This window comes from Pantoea sp. SGAir0430, from assembly GCF_043549295.1.
The window spans coordinates 2,061,473-2,078,876 of record NZ_CP039427.1; the positions used below are offsets into that span (position 1 = coordinate 2,061,473).

The 17,404-nt window shown below is 58.1% G+C and carries 18 protein-coding genes; 4 read left to right on the forward strand and 14 right to left on the reverse strand.

The features are described from left to right. Window positions 1-23 precede the first annotated feature (23 nt). From E7738_RS09985 to proB, 8 genes are all read right to left on the reverse strand, one after another. Entirely contained in the window at window positions 24-164 is a 141-nt protein-coding gene (locus E7738_RS09985) for a hypothetical protein (RefSeq protein ID WP_021507269.1), read from the reverse strand. A 10-nt stretch (window positions 165-174) separates the two neighbouring features. Next, window positions 175-468 (reverse strand): hypothetical protein, encoded by a 294-nt coding sequence (locus E7738_RS09990; RefSeq protein WP_021507270.1) that lies wholly within the window; start codon window positions 466-468, stop codon window positions 175-177. Further along, entirely contained in the window at window positions 465-809 is a 345-nt protein-coding gene (locus E7738_RS09995) for a DUF7940 domain-containing protein (RefSeq protein ID WP_031279668.1), read from the reverse strand. Before E7738_RS09995 ends, E7738_RS09990 begins: the two co-directional genes overlap by 4 nt. Window positions 810-811: 2 nt before the next feature. Then, window positions 812-1,279 (reverse strand): lysozyme family protein, encoded by a 468-nt coding sequence (locus E7738_RS10000; protein WP_021507272.1) that lies wholly within the window; start codon window positions 1,277-1,279, stop codon window positions 812-814. Between the two features lie 178 nt (window positions 1,280-1,457). Further along, window positions 1,458-1,736, reverse strand: a complete 279-nt coding sequence (locus E7738_RS10005) for a transcriptional antitermination N peptide (RefSeq protein ID WP_021507273.1) — start codon at window positions 1,734-1,736, stop codon at window positions 1,458-1,460. A 413-nt stretch (window positions 1,737-2,149) separates the two neighbouring features. Further along, a complete protein-coding gene (locus E7738_RS10010; protein ID WP_031279669.1) occupies window positions 2,150-2,881 on the reverse strand; it encodes a S24 family peptidase in 732 nt (243 codons plus the stop codon). Between the two features lie 353 nt (window positions 2,882-3,234). Beyond that, window positions 3,235-4,488: a glutamate-5-semialdehyde dehydrogenase gene (gene proA, locus E7738_RS10015; RefSeq protein WP_394516341.1), complete on the reverse strand. Its 1,254-nt coding sequence runs from the start codon at window positions 4,486-4,488 to the stop codon at window positions 3,235-3,237. A gap of 10 nt (window positions 4,489-4,498) precedes the next feature. After that, window positions 4,499-5,602: a glutamate 5-kinase gene (gene proB / locus E7738_RS10020; RefSeq protein ID WP_394515584.1), complete on the reverse strand. Its 1,104-nt coding sequence runs from the start codon at window positions 5,600-5,602 to the stop codon at window positions 4,499-4,501. 246 nt (window positions 5,603-5,848) lie between these two features. Here proB and ompC point away from each other — a divergent pair, with 246 nt between their 5' ends. After that, a complete protein-coding gene (ompC, locus tag E7738_RS10025; protein ID WP_021507277.1) occupies window positions 5,849-6,931 on the forward strand; it encodes a porin OmpC in 1,083 nt (360 codons plus the stop codon). A gap of 81 nt (window positions 6,932-7,012) precedes the next feature. Here the strand turns inward: ompC and crl are convergent, their stop codons facing one another. The 3 genes from crl to gpt form a co-directional block, all read right to left on the reverse strand. Further along, on the reverse strand, window positions 7,013-7,414 hold the full coding sequence (gene crl, locus E7738_RS10030) for a sigma factor-binding protein Crl (RefSeq protein ID WP_021313042.1): 402 nt from the start codon (window positions 7,412-7,414) through the stop codon (window positions 7,013-7,015). Window positions 7,415-7,523: 109 nt separating this feature from the next. Beyond that, window positions 7,524-8,771, reverse strand: a complete 1,248-nt coding sequence (frsA, locus tag E7738_RS10035) for an esterase FrsA (RefSeq protein WP_394515585.1) — start codon at window positions 8,769-8,771, stop codon at window positions 7,524-7,526. A gap of 120 nt (window positions 8,772-8,891) precedes the next feature. Next, window positions 8,892-9,350 (reverse strand): xanthine phosphoribosyltransferase, encoded by a 459-nt coding sequence (gene gpt, locus E7738_RS10040; RefSeq protein WP_021507279.1) that lies wholly within the window; start codon window positions 9,348-9,350, stop codon window positions 8,892-8,894. Window positions 9,351-9,604: 254 nt separating this feature from the next. On the opposite strand from gpt, the gene pepD reads away from it, so the two are divergent. Beyond that, on the forward strand, window positions 9,605-11,065 hold the full coding sequence (gene pepD, locus E7738_RS10045) for a beta-Ala-His dipeptidase (RefSeq protein ID WP_059011002.1): 1,461 nt from the start codon (window positions 9,605-9,607) through the stop codon (window positions 11,063-11,065). Window positions 11,066-11,174: 109 nt separating this feature from the next. On the opposite strand, the gene dinB is transcribed toward pepD, so the two are convergent. After that, window positions 11,175-12,230, reverse strand: coding sequence for a DNA polymerase IV (gene dinB, locus E7738_RS10050; protein ID WP_394515586.1), 1,056 nt, complete (start codon window positions 12,228-12,230; stop codon window positions 11,175-11,177). Window positions 12,231-12,474: 244 nt separating this feature from the next. Between dinB and dpaA the strand changes: the two genes are divergently transcribed. Next, window positions 12,475-13,218 carry a peptidoglycan meso-diaminopimelic acid protein amidase gene (gene dpaA / locus E7738_RS10055; protein ID WP_021507282.1) on the forward strand — a complete coding sequence of 248 codons (744 nt, stop codon included), beginning with the start codon at window positions 12,475-12,477 and terminating at the stop codon, window positions 13,216-13,218. On the opposite strand, the gene E7738_RS10060 is transcribed toward dpaA, so the two are convergent. Continuing rightward, on the reverse strand, window positions 13,189-13,956 hold the full coding sequence (locus E7738_RS10060; protein WP_127833720.1) for a class II glutamine amidotransferase: 768 nt from the start codon (window positions 13,954-13,956) through the stop codon (window positions 13,189-13,191). The genes dpaA and E7738_RS10060 overlap by 30 nt on opposite strands. Window positions 13,957-14,004: 48 nt before the next feature. Beyond that, window positions 14,005-14,583, reverse strand: coding sequence for a D-sedoheptulose 7-phosphate isomerase (lpcA, locus tag E7738_RS10065; protein WP_021507284.1), 579 nt, complete (start codon window positions 14,581-14,583; stop codon window positions 14,005-14,007). A 229-nt stretch (window positions 14,584-14,812) separates the two neighbouring features. On the opposite strand from lpcA, the gene fadE reads away from it, so the two are divergent. Then, window positions 14,813-17,263: an acyl-CoA dehydrogenase FadE gene (fadE, locus tag E7738_RS10070; protein ID WP_159377485.1), complete on the forward strand. Its 2,451-nt coding sequence runs from the start codon at window positions 14,813-14,815 to the stop codon at window positions 17,261-17,263. Window positions 17,264-17,404 lie beyond the last annotated feature (141 nt).

The window sequence follows — 17,404 nt, forward strand, 5'->3', positions numbered from 1 at the left end:
CAATACAAAGCGAGAGAACAGCGTCAGTGCGCCGCCGGGCGGCAGTGCTGGTCCCAGAGATCGTTGTGGTTGTTGATGGCGCGCACGGTGCGAATGTCCATGCGTTCGGCGTCATTGCCGTGGGTATAAATCGGGGAAAAGAGTGAACAGGCGGAGTCGATCACGACGGGCGCCTCAGGGCTGGTGATATTTCGACTGCTGCAGCTTGTCGCGAGCAGCAGCGTCATCAAGATTACCGTTGCGGGTTTCCACACGTCTGGCCTCCTCACGCAGCTGTTGCTGCTGGTGATTAACTTCAACCGCCTGCGCGGCGGTCTTTTCGGCCTGCGCAACATCAGCTTTCGCCTGCTGCTGCACCTTGCCGATTTTTTTACCGCCGGCGTAGCTGGCAATCAGCGCGGCAATCACGCCGCCAATTGCTGCCAGCCAGTGCCAGCTGCCGGCAAGCTGAGAAAGAAGAAAGCTCATGGTTTGTCCTCCAGCGTTTTTCTCTGCTCCACCAGGTTCTTCTGACGCACGAACTGCGCCAGTACGCCCATCGCCACCATGAAGGCGCCGATCAGGCCGAGATAGTTGTGCGGCAGAATCTCTTTGATATCCGCCGGCAGCGCGTTCCATGCATCCAGCGCTGACGAGGGAAACGACTGCACCCAGGCGCTGAGCATCGAACCCAGCGACGCCAGCCACACCGACCAGGTTTTAAACAACAGGCGCGCGTGTTTAACAAACTCCAGCGTGGTGAAGCGCTGCAGCAACAGCAGCAGGATGATGGCCGCCAGCACGGCGATAACGAACAACAGCCAGCGCATGTTCATAACAGCCCCCTGTAAATGTCGTAGGTGCCCGTGCGCATCACTTCGGCATGACGCCGGGCGCGCCCCGCGGTTTGCCGCGCCCACAGGCTGTCGAGCATGGCGTTCGCCGCCGCGTCGAAATCGCGTTGCGTCACCGCGGTGAGCATGCCGCGAAACAGCGCCAGACCGTCGACGCCCATCTGGTAGGCCATGCTGATCAGCACATCGCTGCGCGCCTCATTGCATTGACTCAGTGCCTGCTGCACCAACGCGCGCTGCTGCATCTCCTGCACCTTGCCCTCAACGATGCACTGCTTCCACACGTCACCAACGCGGCGCGGCACGCGGAAGATATAGTGGCTGAGCGACGCGCCTTTCGGCCCGATGCGAATACCGCCCGCAACGGTGGGAAACCCCTGCGTGTCGAGGTAAGGCGCTTCGCGGTATCCCTCTTCGAAATTCAAAATGGCAATGATTTGGCTCATAACGGTTCCTCTTTGACGGGCGCAACGGCATGAAAAGCTGCGCAAATAACCACAACACATAAACCTCGCTGATCGGTTGCGCCGGGCGACAGGCAGCCGTTAAGCGCAACGCTCAAGCGCAACTAAACAGTGAGGAAAGGTGAAACGTTCCGTTCAGAACTGGGAAAACAGCAGAGAATTAACGCACGGCGTACAGATGAACGTGGGGCAAACAGCAGTTATCAAAGCTGGGGTTGTCGTTGCAGGGCCGCGTGGGCGCCAGTACTGCGCGGTCTACCCGGGAGCGGATTTCCCGCTGGCAGATGCGCTCGGCGGTGCGCAGGGTGATCTCATCACACTCCAGGCCCAGGGCACTGTCGATACTGCGCTTCAGGCGGCTGAGCGGCTGACGCCGCCGGTGGCGACGGGTGCGCGCGTTTCCGCTAAAGACTGATTTGCCATATTGAATAATCGCCATAACTCCTCCTGTGAATGAGTCTTTGGCGATGGGGTGGTGAGCACGGCGATTCGGCACAGACCGGGACGTCCGTGGCCCCTCTGCAATCACCCGCAACTGGCTTGCCCGGCCGTAAAAAACGGCCAGGTATAAGCAGAGGAGAGTGAAAGCAGAGGACAACTGACGACGCTGCTAAGTGCGTATCCACCCCATCCCAAAATTCACTGACTTTGGGTGGGTTGTCTCGCGCTTGTGCAGCGCCTCAATTGTTTAAGAGCGGGCTCATCCGGGAGCAGAGATGTCGTCCATCTATGGTCAAATTATTAACAGGTTCTAATACATTGGCAAACACTGACAGTTAATTTTTTATTTACCGTCAGTTAAATTTTTGATTTCAGCCGGATTATTTTTTTTGCCGGTTAGCACACTGCTGCTCAGCCCAGAATCTGATAGTCACGCGCCTGGCTCATGATGACGCGGGCAATCACCTGCAGCGACGCCGCTTCGTCCAGCGTCAGATACCAGGTCTCGTAGCGTTTGTTATCGGAGATCACCGCCACCTTCTTGTGCTGTAACTGCAGCCGCTTGAGGTAGAGCTGGTTGTCGAGATTGAACAGATAGATGCCGTCGCCGTCGAAGCGGTGCACGCTGATATCAACGAACAGCTGATCGCGCGGTGCGAAGGTACCGGCCATGGAGTCACTGTTCAGGGCAATCAGCCGGATATTTTCGGCCGGGCGGCCGTTAAACAGCACGCGCGCCTCATCCAGACCGTATTCAATCGCCTGAATGGTCTCGACCAGTTCGTCGCGCGCGACAATACCCTGTGCGCTGCGTTGCCCGATGTCCAGGCTTTCGACGCGGAACATGTGCTGCGGATCGATCAGGCGCTGACGGGCAAGCGCCACATCCGGTTTTTCCATGCCGAACTGTAGCCACTCCACGCGCACGCCTAACAGCTGGCTGAGCGCCAGCAGATTACTGTCATCCGGAATGGATTGCGCGTTAAACCATTTCCAGACCCCTGGAGTTGAGATCCTGCATCCCCGTTGTTGCAGTGCCTGAGCGACCTGTTTGTTCCGTCCATGTCCGACAATTCCCGCGCTCTCGCATGCGGCAATCAGCCTGGCAGTAAAAGCTTGTCTGGTACTCTCTTTTTTAACCATCAGTTAATAGTCTGCCATCAGTAAAAGACTGAATGTTATTTTCATTTTTGCTACCAGTTCATTTTATATTACCGCTAGTTTACTACCCAACCGCTTTTATCAATAAAGCTGGACGATCATTATCCTCTTCGCCCTGGTGGAAACCAGTAATGAATCTCTGACAGCTTGTTCTGACAGGGGTTTTCAGGATTGTTCTGTAACGCTGAGACCAGCACCCACAGCAAAAAATGGGCGAAAAGCCGCGCGCGCGCCACAGATGACAGGAATAAAACGAAAAGCTCTGGAAATAACTGGATCGAAAGCGACAAAAAAAGGCACCGTATCAGGTGCCTGTTTTGATGCCGGAGAGAAAACTAACGACGCAGCGTATCGTCGCCCCAGCCAATCCATTTGTAGGTGGTGAGCGCTTCCAGCCCCATCGGACCGCGCGCATGCAGTTTCTGCGTACTGACCGCCACTTCAGCGCCGAGACCAAACTGGCCGCCGTCGGTAAAGCGGGTGCTGGCGTTGACGTACACTGCCGATGAGTCGACCTGATTCACGAAGCGATTGGCGTTGCCAATACTGCGCGTCAGAATACCGTCGGAGTGCTGGGTGCCGTGCGCGCGGATGTGCGCGACCGCTTCATCGAGGTCCGCCACCAGCTTGACGTTCAGATCGTTCGACAGCCACTCATCGTCGTATTGGTGCATCTGCACCGCCACCACGCTGGCCGGCCCCTGCTGCAGCAGCGCCAGCGCGTTTTCGTCGGCGTGCAGCGCAATGTTCTCCTGCGCCATACGCTGCAGAAACGCCGGAATGAAACGCTCAGCCTGATCGCGATGAATCAGCAGGGTTTCCAGCGAGTTACAGGCGCTGGGACGCTGCTTCTTGGCATTAACAATCACCTCCAGCGCGGCGTCCGTCTCTATGGTTTCGTCGAGATAGAGATGGCACACGCCGATACCGCCGGTGATCACCGGAATGGTGGAATTTTCGCGGCACAGCTTGTGCAGCCCGGCGCCGCCGCGCGGGATCAGCATGTCAACGTAGCGATCAAGCTTCAGCAGCTGATTCACCAGTTCGCGATCCGGATTCTCAATCGCCTGCACCGCTGCTGCCGGTAAACCATGCTCGATGAGCGCGTTCTGGATCACCCGCACCGTGGCGGCGTTGGTGCGGTAAGTCTCTTTGCCGCCGCGCAGAATCGCCGCGTTGCCGGTTTTCAGACACAGTGACGCCACATCGACCGTGACGTTCGGGCGCGCTTCGTAGATCACCCCGATCACGCCAAGCGGCACGCGACGTCGCTCAATGCGCAGGCCGCTGTCGAGCAGCCCGCCGTCGATCAGCTGGCCAACCGGATCGGCCAGACGGCACACCTGGCGCACGTCGTCCGCGATGCCTTTCAGGCGCTGCGGGTTGAGCGTCAGACGATCGAGCAGCGCCGCACTCATGCCGTTAGTGCGCGCATCGGCCAGATCCTGCTGGTTAGCCGCCAGAATGTCGGCGCTTTCCGCTTCCAGCCGATCGGCGATGGTCAGCAACACCTGATTTTTTTGTTCGGTGGAGAGCTCCGCCAGTTTGTACGACGCTTCACGCGCCGCTTTACCCATCTGTTCTAACATCATCCGCTCCTTAACTGACGATCATATCGTCGCGGTGCACCGCAACCGGGCCATATTCGTAACCGAGGATCTCACCAATCTCCTGACTGTGATGACCAGCGATCATGCGCATCGCATCGCTGTTATAGCGCGTGACGCCGTGGGCGATATCGCGCCCCTGCAGGTTACGAATGCGGATCACTTCGCCGCGCGAGAAATTGCCCTGCACCTCGCGGACGCCTTTCGGCAGCAGCGAACTGCCGCGCTCCAGCACCGCCGCCAGCGCGCCGTCGTCTATGGTGATCTCGCCCGCTGGTGGTGCGCCGAAGATCCAGCGCTTGCGGTTTTCCAGCGGTGACTGCTGCGCGTGGAAGCGCGTTCCCACCGGTTTGCCGTGTAGCACATCCCCGATCACATCCGCGCGGCTGCCGGCCGCAATGATGACGTCAATGCCGGCGCGGCAGGCGACATCCGCCGCCTGCAGTTTGGTGGCCATGCCGCCGGTGCCGAGACCGGAGACGCTGCCGCCAGCCAGCGTGCGCAGCGCATCATCAATCTGATGCACATCGCTGATCAGTTCTGCCTCGGGATTGGTGCGCGGATCGGCGGTAAACAGACCTGGCTGATCGGTCAGCAGCAGCAGTTTATCGGCACCGCCAAGCATCGCCGCCAGCGCGGACAGGTTGTCATTGTCGCCAACCTTAATTTCCGCGGTTGCCACCGCGTCGTTCTCGTTAATCACCGGCACGATATGGTTGTCGAGCAGCGCGCGCAGCATATCGCGCGCGTAGAGGAAGCGTTCACGATCTTCCATGTCGGCGCGCGTCAGCAGCATCTGCCCGATATGGATACCGTAGATGGAGAAAAGCTGCTCCCACAGCTGGATTAAACGGCTCTGCCCCACCGCAGCCAGCAGCTGCTTTGAGGCGATGGTCGGTGGCAGTTCCGGGTAACCAAGGTGTTCGCGACCAGCGGCAATCGCGCCTGAGGTGACGATGATAATGCGATGACCGGCGGCGTGCAGTTGTGCACACTGCCGAACCAGCTCCACCATATGCGCCCGGTTCAGCCGGCGCGATCCGCCGGTGAGGACGCTGGTACCCAATTTGACCACCAGGGTCTGACTGCCACTCATGTTTTTCCTGCCATGTAAGAAAAAAATCTGCGAAGGGACGTTTTAACAGGAGTCAGCAAGGAAGCCAACAGCGGCAAGGGGAAAAGCACAAAAAACGCCAGACAAGCTGGTAGACCAAAAGTTCGCAATTAACAAGAAATCAGAAAAAATGTCATAAAACCTTCATTGCCAGTCGGTAAAACGTCCCGTGTTTTACAAACCTTTTCACGGGTACAACAAATTTTACTCATTGGGATTGATAGCAAAATGAAGAAAAGCACACTGGCACTCATCGTTTCCGCGCTGGCTCTGGCCTCAACCGCACAAGCCGCAGAAGTTTATAACAAAGACGGTAACAAACTGGATCTGTACGGTCGTGTGAAAGGCATGCACTACTTCAGCGACAACGCAGCCGCTGACGGCGACAAAACTTACATCCGTCTGGGCTTCAAAGGGCAGACGCAGATTAACGACCTGATGACCGGCTACGGTCAGTGGGAATATCAGTTCCAGGGTAACCGCGCAGAAACCAACACCGACGCTAACATCGGTAACAAAACCCGTCTGGGCTTTGCCGGTCTGAAGTTTGGTAACTACGGCTCTGTTGATTACGGTCGTAACTACGGCGTGGTTTACGATGTGCTGGCATGGACCGACGTGCTACCAGAATTCGGTGGCGACAGCGCCTACACCGACACCTACATGCTGGGCCGTACTTCTGGCGTCGCCACTTACCGCAACAGCAATTTCTTCGGTCTGGTGGATGGCCTGCGTTTCGCGGTGCAGTATCAGGGCAAGAACGATTCCACCAGCGCCAACGGCCGTTCAGAGATTCCTAAGCAGAACGGCGACGGTTACGGTGCGTCACTGGGTTACACCCTCGGCGATAGCGGTGTCAGCCTGATGAGTGCGATCTCCTCTGCTGACCGTACCAACTCGCAGGACGTGGCGACCCGTCTGGGCCGTGGTGACAAAGCGGAAGCCTGGGGCGCGGGCATCAAATATGACGCGAACAGCATCTACCTGGCATCGACCTACTCTGAAACCCGTAACATGACGCCAATCACCGGCGGCGTGGCGAATAAAACGCAGAACTTTGAAGTGGTTGCACAGTATCAGTTCGACTTCGGTCTGCGTCCATCGCTGGGCTACGTGCAGAGCAAAGGCAAAGACATTGAAGGCATTGGCGATGCGGACATCGTGAAATATGTCGACGTGGCGATGACGTACTACTTCAACAAAAACATGTCGGCCATGGTTGACTACAAAATCAACCAGCTGGATGACAACAACCCGCTGGGCATCAACAGCGATGACGTGGTGGCGGTCGGTCTGACCTACCAGTTCTAAGCGTCAGCATTACCCTGTCTGTGTCTGTAAAAAAAGAGCCGGCTCATCACCGGCTCTTTCTTATTCTGGTCTGACTCAGGTTCAGGCGCTGAGTTTAACCGGCTCTTCTTTGAACCCCGCCGCGGGCCTGAGATCAAGCTTAAACTCATGCAGCGTGGCTTTCAGGCGCTCGTGGAAATTACGCAGCGTGCTCTCCACTTTCTCATTGTTCTCTTTGCCCTTGATCGCGGCCACGCTCCAGTCGCCGTCTTTATCAAACAGGCCGAAGTGGTATTCGTAGGTGAAGTGATCTTCATAGGCGTTCAGCGTCATCCACCAGCCCCAGAACTCGCGACTTTCCGGCGCCGGTTTGACGTTGACGCACGCCGCCAGGCAATCAAAGAAGAAACGCGTCTCTTCACACTGTCCTTCACGGATGTACGGCCCCAATTCGGTGAAGCGCTTAAGCAGGCGACTACGGGGGTGACCACTCGGTAACGTCATGCTAACTCTCTCCCTCAAATAAACCGTATAAAACGCAGCGCGGCGGCAAAACGCCACCGCACGTATTTTCCCGAAGATAAGTTGTAGCAGAGTCTGCGTATTTCGCCAGTTAGCGCTGCAACTGTTTTGCCAGCCAGTCACAAATTTGATTGAGCGCCTTGTCAAAGCTGGCAAACACTGGCGTGGCGGGAATCGCCAGCGCCTTGCCCTGCGCCGAGGAGTTGACGATCAGCTGCGCCTCCTCTTCCGGGCTGAACAGATCGTTGGGCCAGTAAGCGGCCAGCATCGGCACCGGCGTCCGGCGGCCCAGCAGGCCCTGAACTTTGAGCGAATAGCGGTTGAGCTCGATGCGCAGATTGCTGTCGGAGGTCGACGACATGCCCAGCCGGCTGGCCAGCATGTCCATATACATATCCGGCAGCTGCTGCTGGCGCTGCGCATCGACAAACACGTGATGCACCATCGGCCCGAGCGACGCCACCGCGCGCAGACGCGGCACCTCAAGGTAAGCCAGCCGCGTCGCCACGTTGGCGCCAAAGCGGTAACCGAACAGCGCCACGCGCGTGTGATCAATCCACGGCACGTTGCTCAGCTCGCGCAGCACCTGCTGATGCAGCTGGCTGGTGTCCTGATTGAGCGTCCATTTGCTGCTGAAACCCACCGACGGCATATCCAGCGTCAGCATGGCGATGCCGCGCGGTGCCAGATAATCATGAAACAGCCGGTAATGGTCGCTCTGCAGCGAGTCGAGGCCGCCGCACAGCAGCACGGTCGGATACGGCGCGCTGGCCTGCGCCGGCATATGCAGGAAGCCGGTGACCGGACTGCCGCCGCTGATGGGAAAGGTCAGGGATTTCAGCTCGCCGGGCAGGCGCTGGGTGGCTTCTTCATAAGCGCGATTCGCCAGCACCTGCGCCTGATCCGCCAGCTCATCGCCTTTAATGTAGGGATACGCGGCCAGGCTGTACAGACTGGCGGCATGCAGCCACTGCTGGCCGGCCTCATCATGATCGGCGTTCTGCATTGCACGCTGCTGCCACTTCGCCGCCTGCTTCGACCACTCATAGTTCCAGTTGCCGCCGCGATAGCCAATCACCGTGTCCAGCAGCGTTTCGTCGGTGTGTTCAAACTTACTGACGGCAATGCGCGCCAGCACTTCGCTGATCTCCTGCGGTGCCAGGCCGCGCCACGTCCACAGCAGCTTATTCAGCATGCGATACCAGCCGCGCTGGGTATCGCCTTCCAGGGCATTGTGCACCTGCGCCGTCGGGTGGTGCTGGCGATGCACCAGCGAGGAGGTTTCCGGGTGTTTGAAGCGGGGTTTGAACAGTTCTTCGCTGAGATTTTTCTCGGCCATCTTAAGCTTCTCCTGCGGCAGTCGCATAGATGGCTAAGATTGTACTGCACCCGCCGCACGGGCGCGAGGCGCAGAAAGCACAACGCCCGGCATAACCGGGCGTTGTTTGCGTTGCATCAATCAGCTTTTTACAATCGGCGGAATGTACACCACGCCCATGTCCCACGGCTGCTCGATCCAGGTGTTCTGCGGAATATCGACAATGTAGTCGTCCACCAGCGCGCGGCCAGCCGGCTTGGCGAAGATGGTGCAGAAACGCGCTTTTGGATACATATCACGAATCGCCTGCGCGGTACCGCCGGTATCCACCAGATCGTCGATGACCACAAAACCTTCACCGTCGCCTTCTGCGCGCTTCAGCACTTTCATTTCACGCTGGTGATCGTGATCGTAGCTGGAGATGCACACGGTATCGACGTAGCGAATCCCCAGTTCACGCGCCAGCAGCGATGCCGGAACCAGACCACCGCGGCTGACCGCGATGATGCCTTTCCACTGTTCCACAGGAAGCAGGCGCTGGGCCAGTTTACGGGCATGAATCTGCAGCATGTCCCAGGTAACGACGTATTTTTCGCTCATAAAAGGAATCCCGGCCAATGAGATTGGCTTAAAAATATGCAAGGGGGAAAAGGTTGCGCGAGATTATAAGGATCTGACGCGTTAAAAACCAGCACCCGTCACATCGGTTGCAGGTTTTTAGCGCGCCCGATGGCGCACCCGGCAGGAAACAGTGATATTCTCTGGCCCATCACGTCAGATGTGCTGACGGCGATCTTTCACTGGAAACCCGCGTGCGAGCGGTATGTCCGCCGCGCTGACACAGGAGACGCGTTGTGTCTGAATTGTCTCAACTTTCCCCGCAGCCGCTGTGGGATATCTTCGCAAAAATCTGCTCGATTCCGCACCCTTCTTACCATGAAGAAGCGCTGGCCGAATACGTTGTTGGCTGGGCTAAAGAACAAGGTTTCTGGGTTGAACGCGATCAGGTCGGCAATATCCTGATTCGTAAACCTGCTACCGCAGGCATGGAAAACCGTACTCCGGTGGCGCTGCAGGCGCACCTCGATATGGTGCCGCAGAAGAACAATGACACGGTACACGACTTCACCAAAGACCCGATTCAGCCGTACGTTGATGGCGAGTGGGTGAAAGCGCGCGGCACCACGCTGGGTGCGGATAACGGTATCGGTATGGCCTCTGCGCTGGCGGTGCTGGCTGACAACAGCCTGACTCACGGTCCGCTGGAAGTGCTGCTGACCATGACCGAAGAGTCGGGCATGGACGGCGCCTTTGGTCTGCAGCCAAACTGGCTGCAGGCGGACATCCTGATCAACACCGACTCGGAAGAGGAAGGTGAGATCTACATGGGCTGCGCCGGTGGTATCGACTTTATCACTACCCTGCCGCTGAACCGCGAGGCCGTGCCTGCCGGTTTTGAAACCCTTAAGCTGACGCTGAAAGGTTTGAAAGGTGGCCACTCCGGCGCGGACATTCACCTCGGTCTCGGCAACGCCAACAAGCTGCTGGCGCGCTTCCTTGCCGTGCACGCTGCTGAGCTGGATATCCGTCTGATTGAGTTCACCGGCGGTACGCTGCGCAATGCGATTCCGCGCGAGGCGTTCGCTACGCTGGCCATCGACAGCCATAAAGTGGATGCGCTGAAGTCTGCTGCCGCCCACTTCCAGGCTACGCTGCAGAATGAGCTGGGCAGTAAAGAGAAGAACGTCGCCGTGCTGAGCGAGCCGCTGGCGCATCAGGGCCAGGCGCTGACCGCAGACAGCCGCGATCGCTTCATCAACCTGCTGAACAGCACGCCAAACGGTGTGATTCGCAACTCGGACGTGGCGAAAGGCGTGGTGGAAACCTCGCTTAACGTCGGCGTGGTCACCATGGAGCAGGACAGCGCCGAGATCATCTGCCTGATTCGCTCCCTGATCGACACCGGTAAAGATTGGGTGGTCGAAACCCTGACTTCGCTGGGTGCGCTGGCCGGGGCGAAAACCGCGCCGAAAGGCGGTTACCCGGGCTGGCAGCCGGATGCCGACTCGCCCATCATGGCGCTGACGCGTAAAACCTATGAAGCGCTGTTTGGTAAGACGCCAAACATTCAGGTGATTCACGCCGGTCTGGAGTGCGGTCTGTTCAAAAAACCGTATCCGGACATGGACATGGTGTCGATTGGGCCTACCATCACCGGTCCACACTCGCCGGACGAGCAGGTGCACATCGACAGCGTCGGTCTGTACTGGAAACTGCTGACCGCGCTGCTGAACGTGGTGCCGGAAAAAGCGTAACGCCGTTGCGATAAAAAAAATCCTGCCTCCGGGCAGGATTTTTTATTTACGGTAACGGTGCCGCGTCAGGCGACCGCGCTGTAGCTCTCGTCCAGCGGCAGCTCAGCCATTACAACCCCAGCACCAGCTGGCGCTCCAGCTGCGGATTTACCAGCGTTACGTGCAGCCCCACCAGCCGCACACCGCGCCCGGCGCGGCGTTCGTCCCAGGCTTGACGCGCCACGGCGATCATGTCGTCTTTATTCAGCACCGGCCAGACATGCTCCTGGGTGGTGAGCTGGAAATCGTTGAACTTCAGCTTTACGCCCTGACGTGCAATCTGCTTATCCGGGCGGATCGCGCTTAGACGGCGATCGAGTTCGGCGTAGAGAAAATCAATAATTTCCAGGCACTGCTCCCAGTGATGGATGTCCTCGCCCAGCGTACGCTCGACACCCAGCGATTTGCGTTCGCGCTCCACCACCACTTCGCGATCGTCGATGCCGTTGCTGCGCTCCCACAGCACGCGGCCAAATTTTCCAAAGCGCTTCAGCAGTTGCGCCAGATCGGCCTGTTGTACGTCAGCGCAGGTGCGCAGCCCCATCTCTTCGAGCTTTTTGGTGGCCACTTTACCAACGCCGGGAATCTTGCTCAGCGGCAGCGTCAGCAGAAAGTCCGGCATCGCCTGCGGCGTAATCACATACTGACCATCTGGCTTGTTCATGTCTGAAGCGATTTTGGCGAGGAACTTGATCGGCGCAATGCCAGCCGACGCGGTCAGGCCGGTTTCACGCAGAATATCGGCGCGAATCGCCTGCGCCATCAGCGTGGCCGATCCCTGGCAGTGTTCACTGTCGGTGACGTCCAGGTAGGCTTCATCCAGCGACAATGGCTCAATCAGTGGCGTATAGCGGGTAAAGATGGCGCGAATCTGCTGCGAAGCTTCTTTATAGGCATCGAAGCGGCCGGGCAGCAGTTTCAGGTGGGGACAGAGGCGCAGCGCCGTGGCGGTTGGCATCGCGCTGCGCACGCCGTATTTCCGCGCCGGATAGTTGGCGGTGCTGATTACGCCGCGCTGCACGCGGCTGCCACCGATGGCAATCGGGATATCACGTAATGAAGGATCGTCGCGCATTTCCACTGCTGCGAAAAAGCAGTCCATATCGACATGAATGATTTTGCGCATACGCCCCTCCGGATACTGGATAAGTATACAGCAGAGAAAAACAACGGCAATATTTGTGGCGCGTGCGATTAAAGTTTACAAATTTGTGGTCGTATTCCCTTTAGGATTGCACCATTTTCTCGGACTCCGGCTTGATTAAACGCCAGACAATGATAATGTTGCGCTGCGGTAGCGGATATTTCCGATAATGCAATACAGTGACGCACTGCGTCAGCGTTCCTCTTCACTTCAAGGTACACACAGAATGGGCAGAATCGCATTATTGTTTGCGATGATTCTTATGCCGCTCCTGAGCTGGGCAATGACGCCTGAGCCAATGCAGCCGCTGGCTCCGGTGAGCAAAGAGTTAAAGAAACAATTACTGGGTACACCAGTATTTATTCAGATCTTCAAGGAAGAGCGTACGCTGGAACTGTACGGCAAAATCGGTAATGAATATCGTCTGCTGGACAGCTATCGCATCTGTAACTTCTCCGGCGGCCTCGGGCCGAAACGTCGTCAGGGCGATTTTAAAAGTCCGGAAGGCTTTTATAACGTGAAGATGAATCAGCTCAAGCCGGACAGCCGTTTTTATCGCGCCATCAATACCGGATTCCCGAATCAGTACGATCGCGCCAAAGGCTATAACGGTAACTATCTGATGATTCACGGCGATTGCGTGTCCGTGGGCTGCTATGCCATGACCAACGCATCGATGGATGAGATCTTCACTTACGTGAACGCCGCGCTGCGTAACGGTCAGCAGGATGTGCAGGTCAACATCTTCCCGTTCCGCATGACCGACAGCAACATGCAGCGTCATCGTTACTCGACTTACATCAGCTTCTGGCGTGAACTGCAGCCGGGCTATGCTTACTTCGCCAAATACCACGTGCCGCCAACGGTCAACGTGACGGCAACCGGTCAGTATGCGGTGAACAACACGCCGGTCATGACCACGCCGGAAGCGGCGTCGAAATCATTCCTGGCGCTCACCCAGGTAAAATAATGCCCACTCACCTGGCACGATGCGGTGCCAGGTTTCATTACCGGTCAGCGGCTGCGTCGCAATCACCGTCACCACGTCTTTCGGCGTCGTCTGCTGCAGGAAGTCAATCTCCACATCCTGATCGAGCAGCTTCGCTTTGCCAAACGGCGCGCGGCGCGTAATCCAGTACAGATTGGTTGAGCAGAAGGCCATCAGATAGCGTCCGTCAGACAGCAGCATATTGAACACGCCCTTCTGACGCAGCTCCGTCGCCAGTTCCGCCACATAGCGAAACACCGCCGGCCAGTTGCCCGGCGTGCGCGGATAGCGCTCAGCCAGCTTATGCAGAATCCAGCAAAACGCCTTTTCGCTGTCGGTTTCGCCTACCGGACGGAAATGCCCGGTCTCCAGCTGGCGATAGCCCTTTAGCTGGCCGTTATGCGCGTAAGTCCAGTTGCGGCCCCACAGTTCGCGGGTAAACGGATGGGTATTTTCCAGTGACACCTGGCCGCGATTGGCCTGACGAATATGCGCCACCACCGAGTGCGACTTAATCGGATACTCCTGCACCAGGCGGGCAATCGGCGAGTTGTAGCTCGGCAGCGGATCTTTAAAGGTGCGGCAGCCTTTATCTTCGTAAAAGGTGATGCCCCAGCCATCTTTGTGCGGCCCGGTTCCACCGCCACGCTGCACCAGACCGGTAAAACTGAAACAGATATCCGTGGGGACATTGGCGCTCATCCCGAGCAATTCGCACATAGCAACCGCCTTATCAGAACCTCCCGCGGGCGCGGGAGGAGCACGTCATCACTTAACCATCTCTTTTTCGATTAACAGCATCAGGATGTGGATCACTTTGATGTGAATCTCCTGAATGCGATCGGCATATCCAAAGTGCGGCACGCGAATTTCGATATCGGCCGTACCGGCCATTTTGCCACCGTCTTTGCCGGTCAGGGTAATCACTTTCATGCCTTTGGCGCGCGCGGCTTCTACGGCTTTGATGATGTTGGCCGAGTTACCCGAGGTGGACAGCCCCAGCAGCACATCGCCCTCGCGCCCGACCGCCTCGATGTAGCGGGAGAACACATAGTCGTAGCCAAAATCGTTGCTGACGCAGGAAAGATGGCTGACATCCGAAATGGCGATGGCCGGATAGCCAGGACGATTTTCGCGGTAGCGCCCGGTCAGCTCCTCAGCGAAGTGCATGGCATCGCAGTGCGAGCCGCCGTTGCCGCAGGAGAGCACTTTGCCACCGGCTTTGAAGCTGTCGGCCAGCAGCACGGCTGCGCGCTGAATGGCGTGAATGTTGGCTTCATCACTCAGGAACTTATTGAGCGTATCGGCGGCTTCATTGAGTTCTGAGCGAATAATGTCCTGATACATAGGGATGTCCTTTAGAGGAAAATTGACCCAGCAAGTTTAACGGAATGGGCCAGAGCCGCAAAGCGCCCGCAGCAGGGAAAAGCGCGACGCCGCGCTGGCGTCCAATTGCCGGCGCGATTTTGTGAGTTCGGTTGTAATTGCGATGTAAACAGATTGATAAATTTCGTGCGCTGCTCTAAACCTTATCACTAACAGGTCAGACCTCTTACAACTTACGGAGCGGTTCATTATGTTGCTTGCCTCGATCATCGCGACGCTGGTGTTAATTAGCGCCCTCTTCTACCATCAGGTTTCACTGCGGCTCAGCAGTGCGATTGTGCTGCTGTGGACCGCGGCACTGGCCGCCACCGGCCTGTGGACGCCGTGGCTGCTGCTGCCGCTGGCCATTATTCTGCTGCCTTTCAACCTGCCGGCGATGCGCCGCAGCATGTTCTCTAAGCCGGCTCTGCACAGCTTCCAGAAGGTGATGCCGCCGATGTCGCGCACCGAAAAAGAGGCGATCGACGCCGGTACCACCTGGTGGGAAGGCGATCTGTTTCGCGGCAAACCGGACTGGCAGAAACTGCACAACTATCCGCAGCCGCGCCTGACCGAAGAGGAACAGGCGTTTCTGGATGGCCCGGTGGAAGAAGCCTGCCGCATGGCTAACGACTTCGAAATCACCCATGAAATGGCCGATCTGCCGCCGGAGCTGTGGGCTTACCTCAAGCAGCACCGCTTCTTTGCCATGATCATCAAAAAAGAGTACGGCGGTCTGGAGTTTTCCGCTTACGCGCAGGCGCGTGTGCTGCAAAAACTGGCAGGCGTGTCCGGGATCCTGGCGATCACCGTCGGCGTGCCGAACTCGCTGGGTCCGGGTGAACTGCTGCAGCATTACGGTACCGATGAGCAGAAAGATCACTACCTGCCACGCCTCGCGCGCGGCGATGAAATCCCCTGCTTTGCGCTGACCAGCCCGGAAGCGGGCTCCGACGCCGGCGCCATTCCGGATACCGGCGTGGTGTGCATGGGCGACTGGCAGGGCCAGCAGGTGCTGGGCATGCGCCTGACCTGGAACAAGCGCTACATTACCCTGGCGCCGATTGCCACCGTGCTCGGCCTCGCCTTTAAGCTCTCCGACCCCGATCATCTGCTGGGCGAAACCGAAGAGCTGGGTATTACCTGTGCGCTGATCCCGACCCATACGCCAGGCGTTGAGATTGGCAGACGTCACTTCCCGCTGAACGTGCCGTTCCAGAACGGGCCGACGCGCGGCAAAGATATCTTTGTGCCGATCGATTACATCATCGGCGGTCCGGCGATGGCCGGTCAGGGCTGGCGCATGCTGGTTGAGTGCCTGTCGGTAGGACGCGGCATTACTCTGCCGTCTAACGCTACCGGCAGCCTGAAAAGCCTGGCGCTGGCGACCGGTGCCTACGCGCACATTCGCCGCCAGTTCAAAGTCTCTATCGGTAAAATGGAAGGGATTGAGGAGCCGCTGGCGCGCATCGCCGGTAACGCTTACGTGATGGACGCGGCGGCGACGCTGATCACCAGCGGCATTATGCTGGGCGAAAAACCGGCGGTGCTGTCAGCGATTGTCAAATACCACTGCACCCATCGCGGCCAGCGCGCCATCATTGATGCAATGGATATCGCCGGCGGTAAAGGCATCATGCTTGGCGAGAACAACTTCCTGGCGCGTGCCTATCAGGGCGCCCCGATCGCCATCACCGTTGAGGGCGCGAACATCCTGACGCGCAGCATGATTATCTTTGGCCAGGGCGCAATCCGCTGCCACCCGTGGGTGCTGGAAGAGATGAACGCCGCCGCGAAGAACGATCTCGTCGCCTTTGACCGCGCGCTGTTCAGCCATATCGGCCACGTCGGCAGCAATAAAGTGCGCAGCCTGTGGCTTGGCCTGACCGGCGGCCGCACCAGCGCTACGCCAACCCGTGACGCGACCCGCCGCTACTATCAGCAGCTGAATCGCCTGAGCGCCAACCTTGCGCTGCTGTCGGATGTGTCGATGGCGGTGCTGGGCGGCAGCCTGAAACGTCGCGAACGTATTTCGGCACGCCTCGGCGATGTGCTGAGTCAGATGTATCTGGCATCCGCCACGCTGAAACGCTATGACGATGAAGGCCGCAACGAGGTGGATCTGCCGCTGGTGCACTGGGGCGTGCAGGATGCGCTGCATCAGGCGGAAGTGGCGATGGACGATCTGCTGCGCAACTTCCCGAATCGCCTGGTTGCGGGCGCGCTGCGGCTGGTGATTTTCGCCGGCGGCAAACACTGCCCGGCACCGTCCGATAAGCTGGATCATAAGCTGGCCAAAATGCTGCAGCTGCCGTCCGCAACCCGCACCCGTCTGGGCCGCGGCCAGTATCTGACGCCGAGTGAGCACAACCCGGCCGGTCAGCTGGAGCAGGCGCTGCAGGATGTGATGGCAGCAGAAGTGATTCACGATCGTCTGTGTCAGCAGCAGAAAAAACACTTCTCCTTCACCCGGCTGGATGCGCTGGCCCAGCGCGCGCTGAAAGAAGGCTGGATTGACGAGAGTGAAGCGAAGGTGCTGACGCGGGCCGAAGCCAGCCGGCTGAAGGCCATTAACGTGGATGATTTTGCGCCCGAGGCGCTGGCGGTGGCCAAACCGGACAGCAAACCCAAACCGAGCGCCCGCCCCAGCGAAGCGGCGTAATCGTAAAAAGCCTCCAGCCGGAGGCTTTTTTTATGGCCTGCGGCAGCGGATAAGCGCACTCAGCGTCTGTGCCAGCCACGTTTAGACGTCTAAGCGTCTCGATTGCCAAGTGTTAACATCCTGTTTATAGTGGCTGCAGCA

Coding starts and splice junctions, on each gene's coding strand:
- E7738_RS10060 (WP_127833720.1), bottom strand. CDS start 13,956: ATGTGCGAATTGCTCGGGATGAGCGCCAATGTCCCCACGGATATCTGT.
- proA (WP_394516341.1), bottom strand. CDS start 4,488: ATGTTAGAACAGATGGGTAAAGCGGCGCGTGAAGCGTCGTACAAACTG.
- E7738_RS09995 (WP_031279668.1), bottom strand. CDS start 809: ATGCGCTGGCTGTTGTTCGTTATCGCCGTGCTGGCGGCCATCATCCTG.
- proB (WP_394515584.1), bottom strand. CDS start 5,602: ATGAGTGGCAGTCAGACCCTGGTGGTCAAATTGGGTACCAGCGTCCTC.
- ompC (WP_021507277.1), top strand. CDS start 5,849: ATGAAGAAAAGCACACTGGCACTCATCGTTTCCGCGCTGGCTCTGGCC.
- frsA (WP_394515585.1), bottom strand. CDS start 8,771: ATGGCCGAGAAAAATCTCAGCGAAGAACTGTTCAAACCCCGCTTCAAA.
- E7738_RS09990 (WP_021507270.1), bottom strand. CDS start 468: ATGAGCTTTCTTCTTTCTCAGCTTGCCGGCAGCTGGCACTGGCTGGCA.
- lpcA (WP_021507284.1), bottom strand. CDS start 14,583: ATGTATCAGGACATTATTCGCTCAGAACTCAATGAAGCCGCCGATACG.
- dpaA (WP_021507282.1), top strand. CDS start 12,475: ATGGGCAGAATCGCATTATTGTTTGCGATGATTCTTATGCCGCTCCTG.
- E7738_RS10000 (WP_021507272.1), bottom strand. CDS start 1,279: ATGAGCCAAATCATTGCCATTTTGAATTTCGAAGAGGGATACCGCGAA.
- E7738_RS10010 (WP_031279669.1), bottom strand. CDS start 2,881: ATGGTTAAAAAAGAGAGTACCAGACAAGCTTTTACTGCCAGGCTGATT.
- E7738_RS10005 (WP_021507273.1), bottom strand. CDS start 1,736: ATGGCGATTATTCAATATGGCAAATCAGTCTTTAGCGGAAACGCGCGC.
- dinB (WP_394515586.1), bottom strand. CDS start 12,230: ATGCGCAAAATCATTCATGTCGATATGGACTGCTTTTTCGCAGCAGTG.
- gpt (WP_021507279.1), bottom strand. CDS start 9,350: ATGAGCGAAAAATACGTCGTTACCTGGGACATGCTGCAGATTCATGCC.
- crl (WP_021313042.1), bottom strand. CDS start 7,414: ATGACGTTACCGAGTGGTCACCCCCGTAGTCGCCTGCTTAAGCGCTTC.
- fadE (WP_159377485.1), top strand. CDS start 14,813: ATGTTGCTTGCCTCGATCATCGCGACGCTGGTGTTAATTAGCGCCCTC.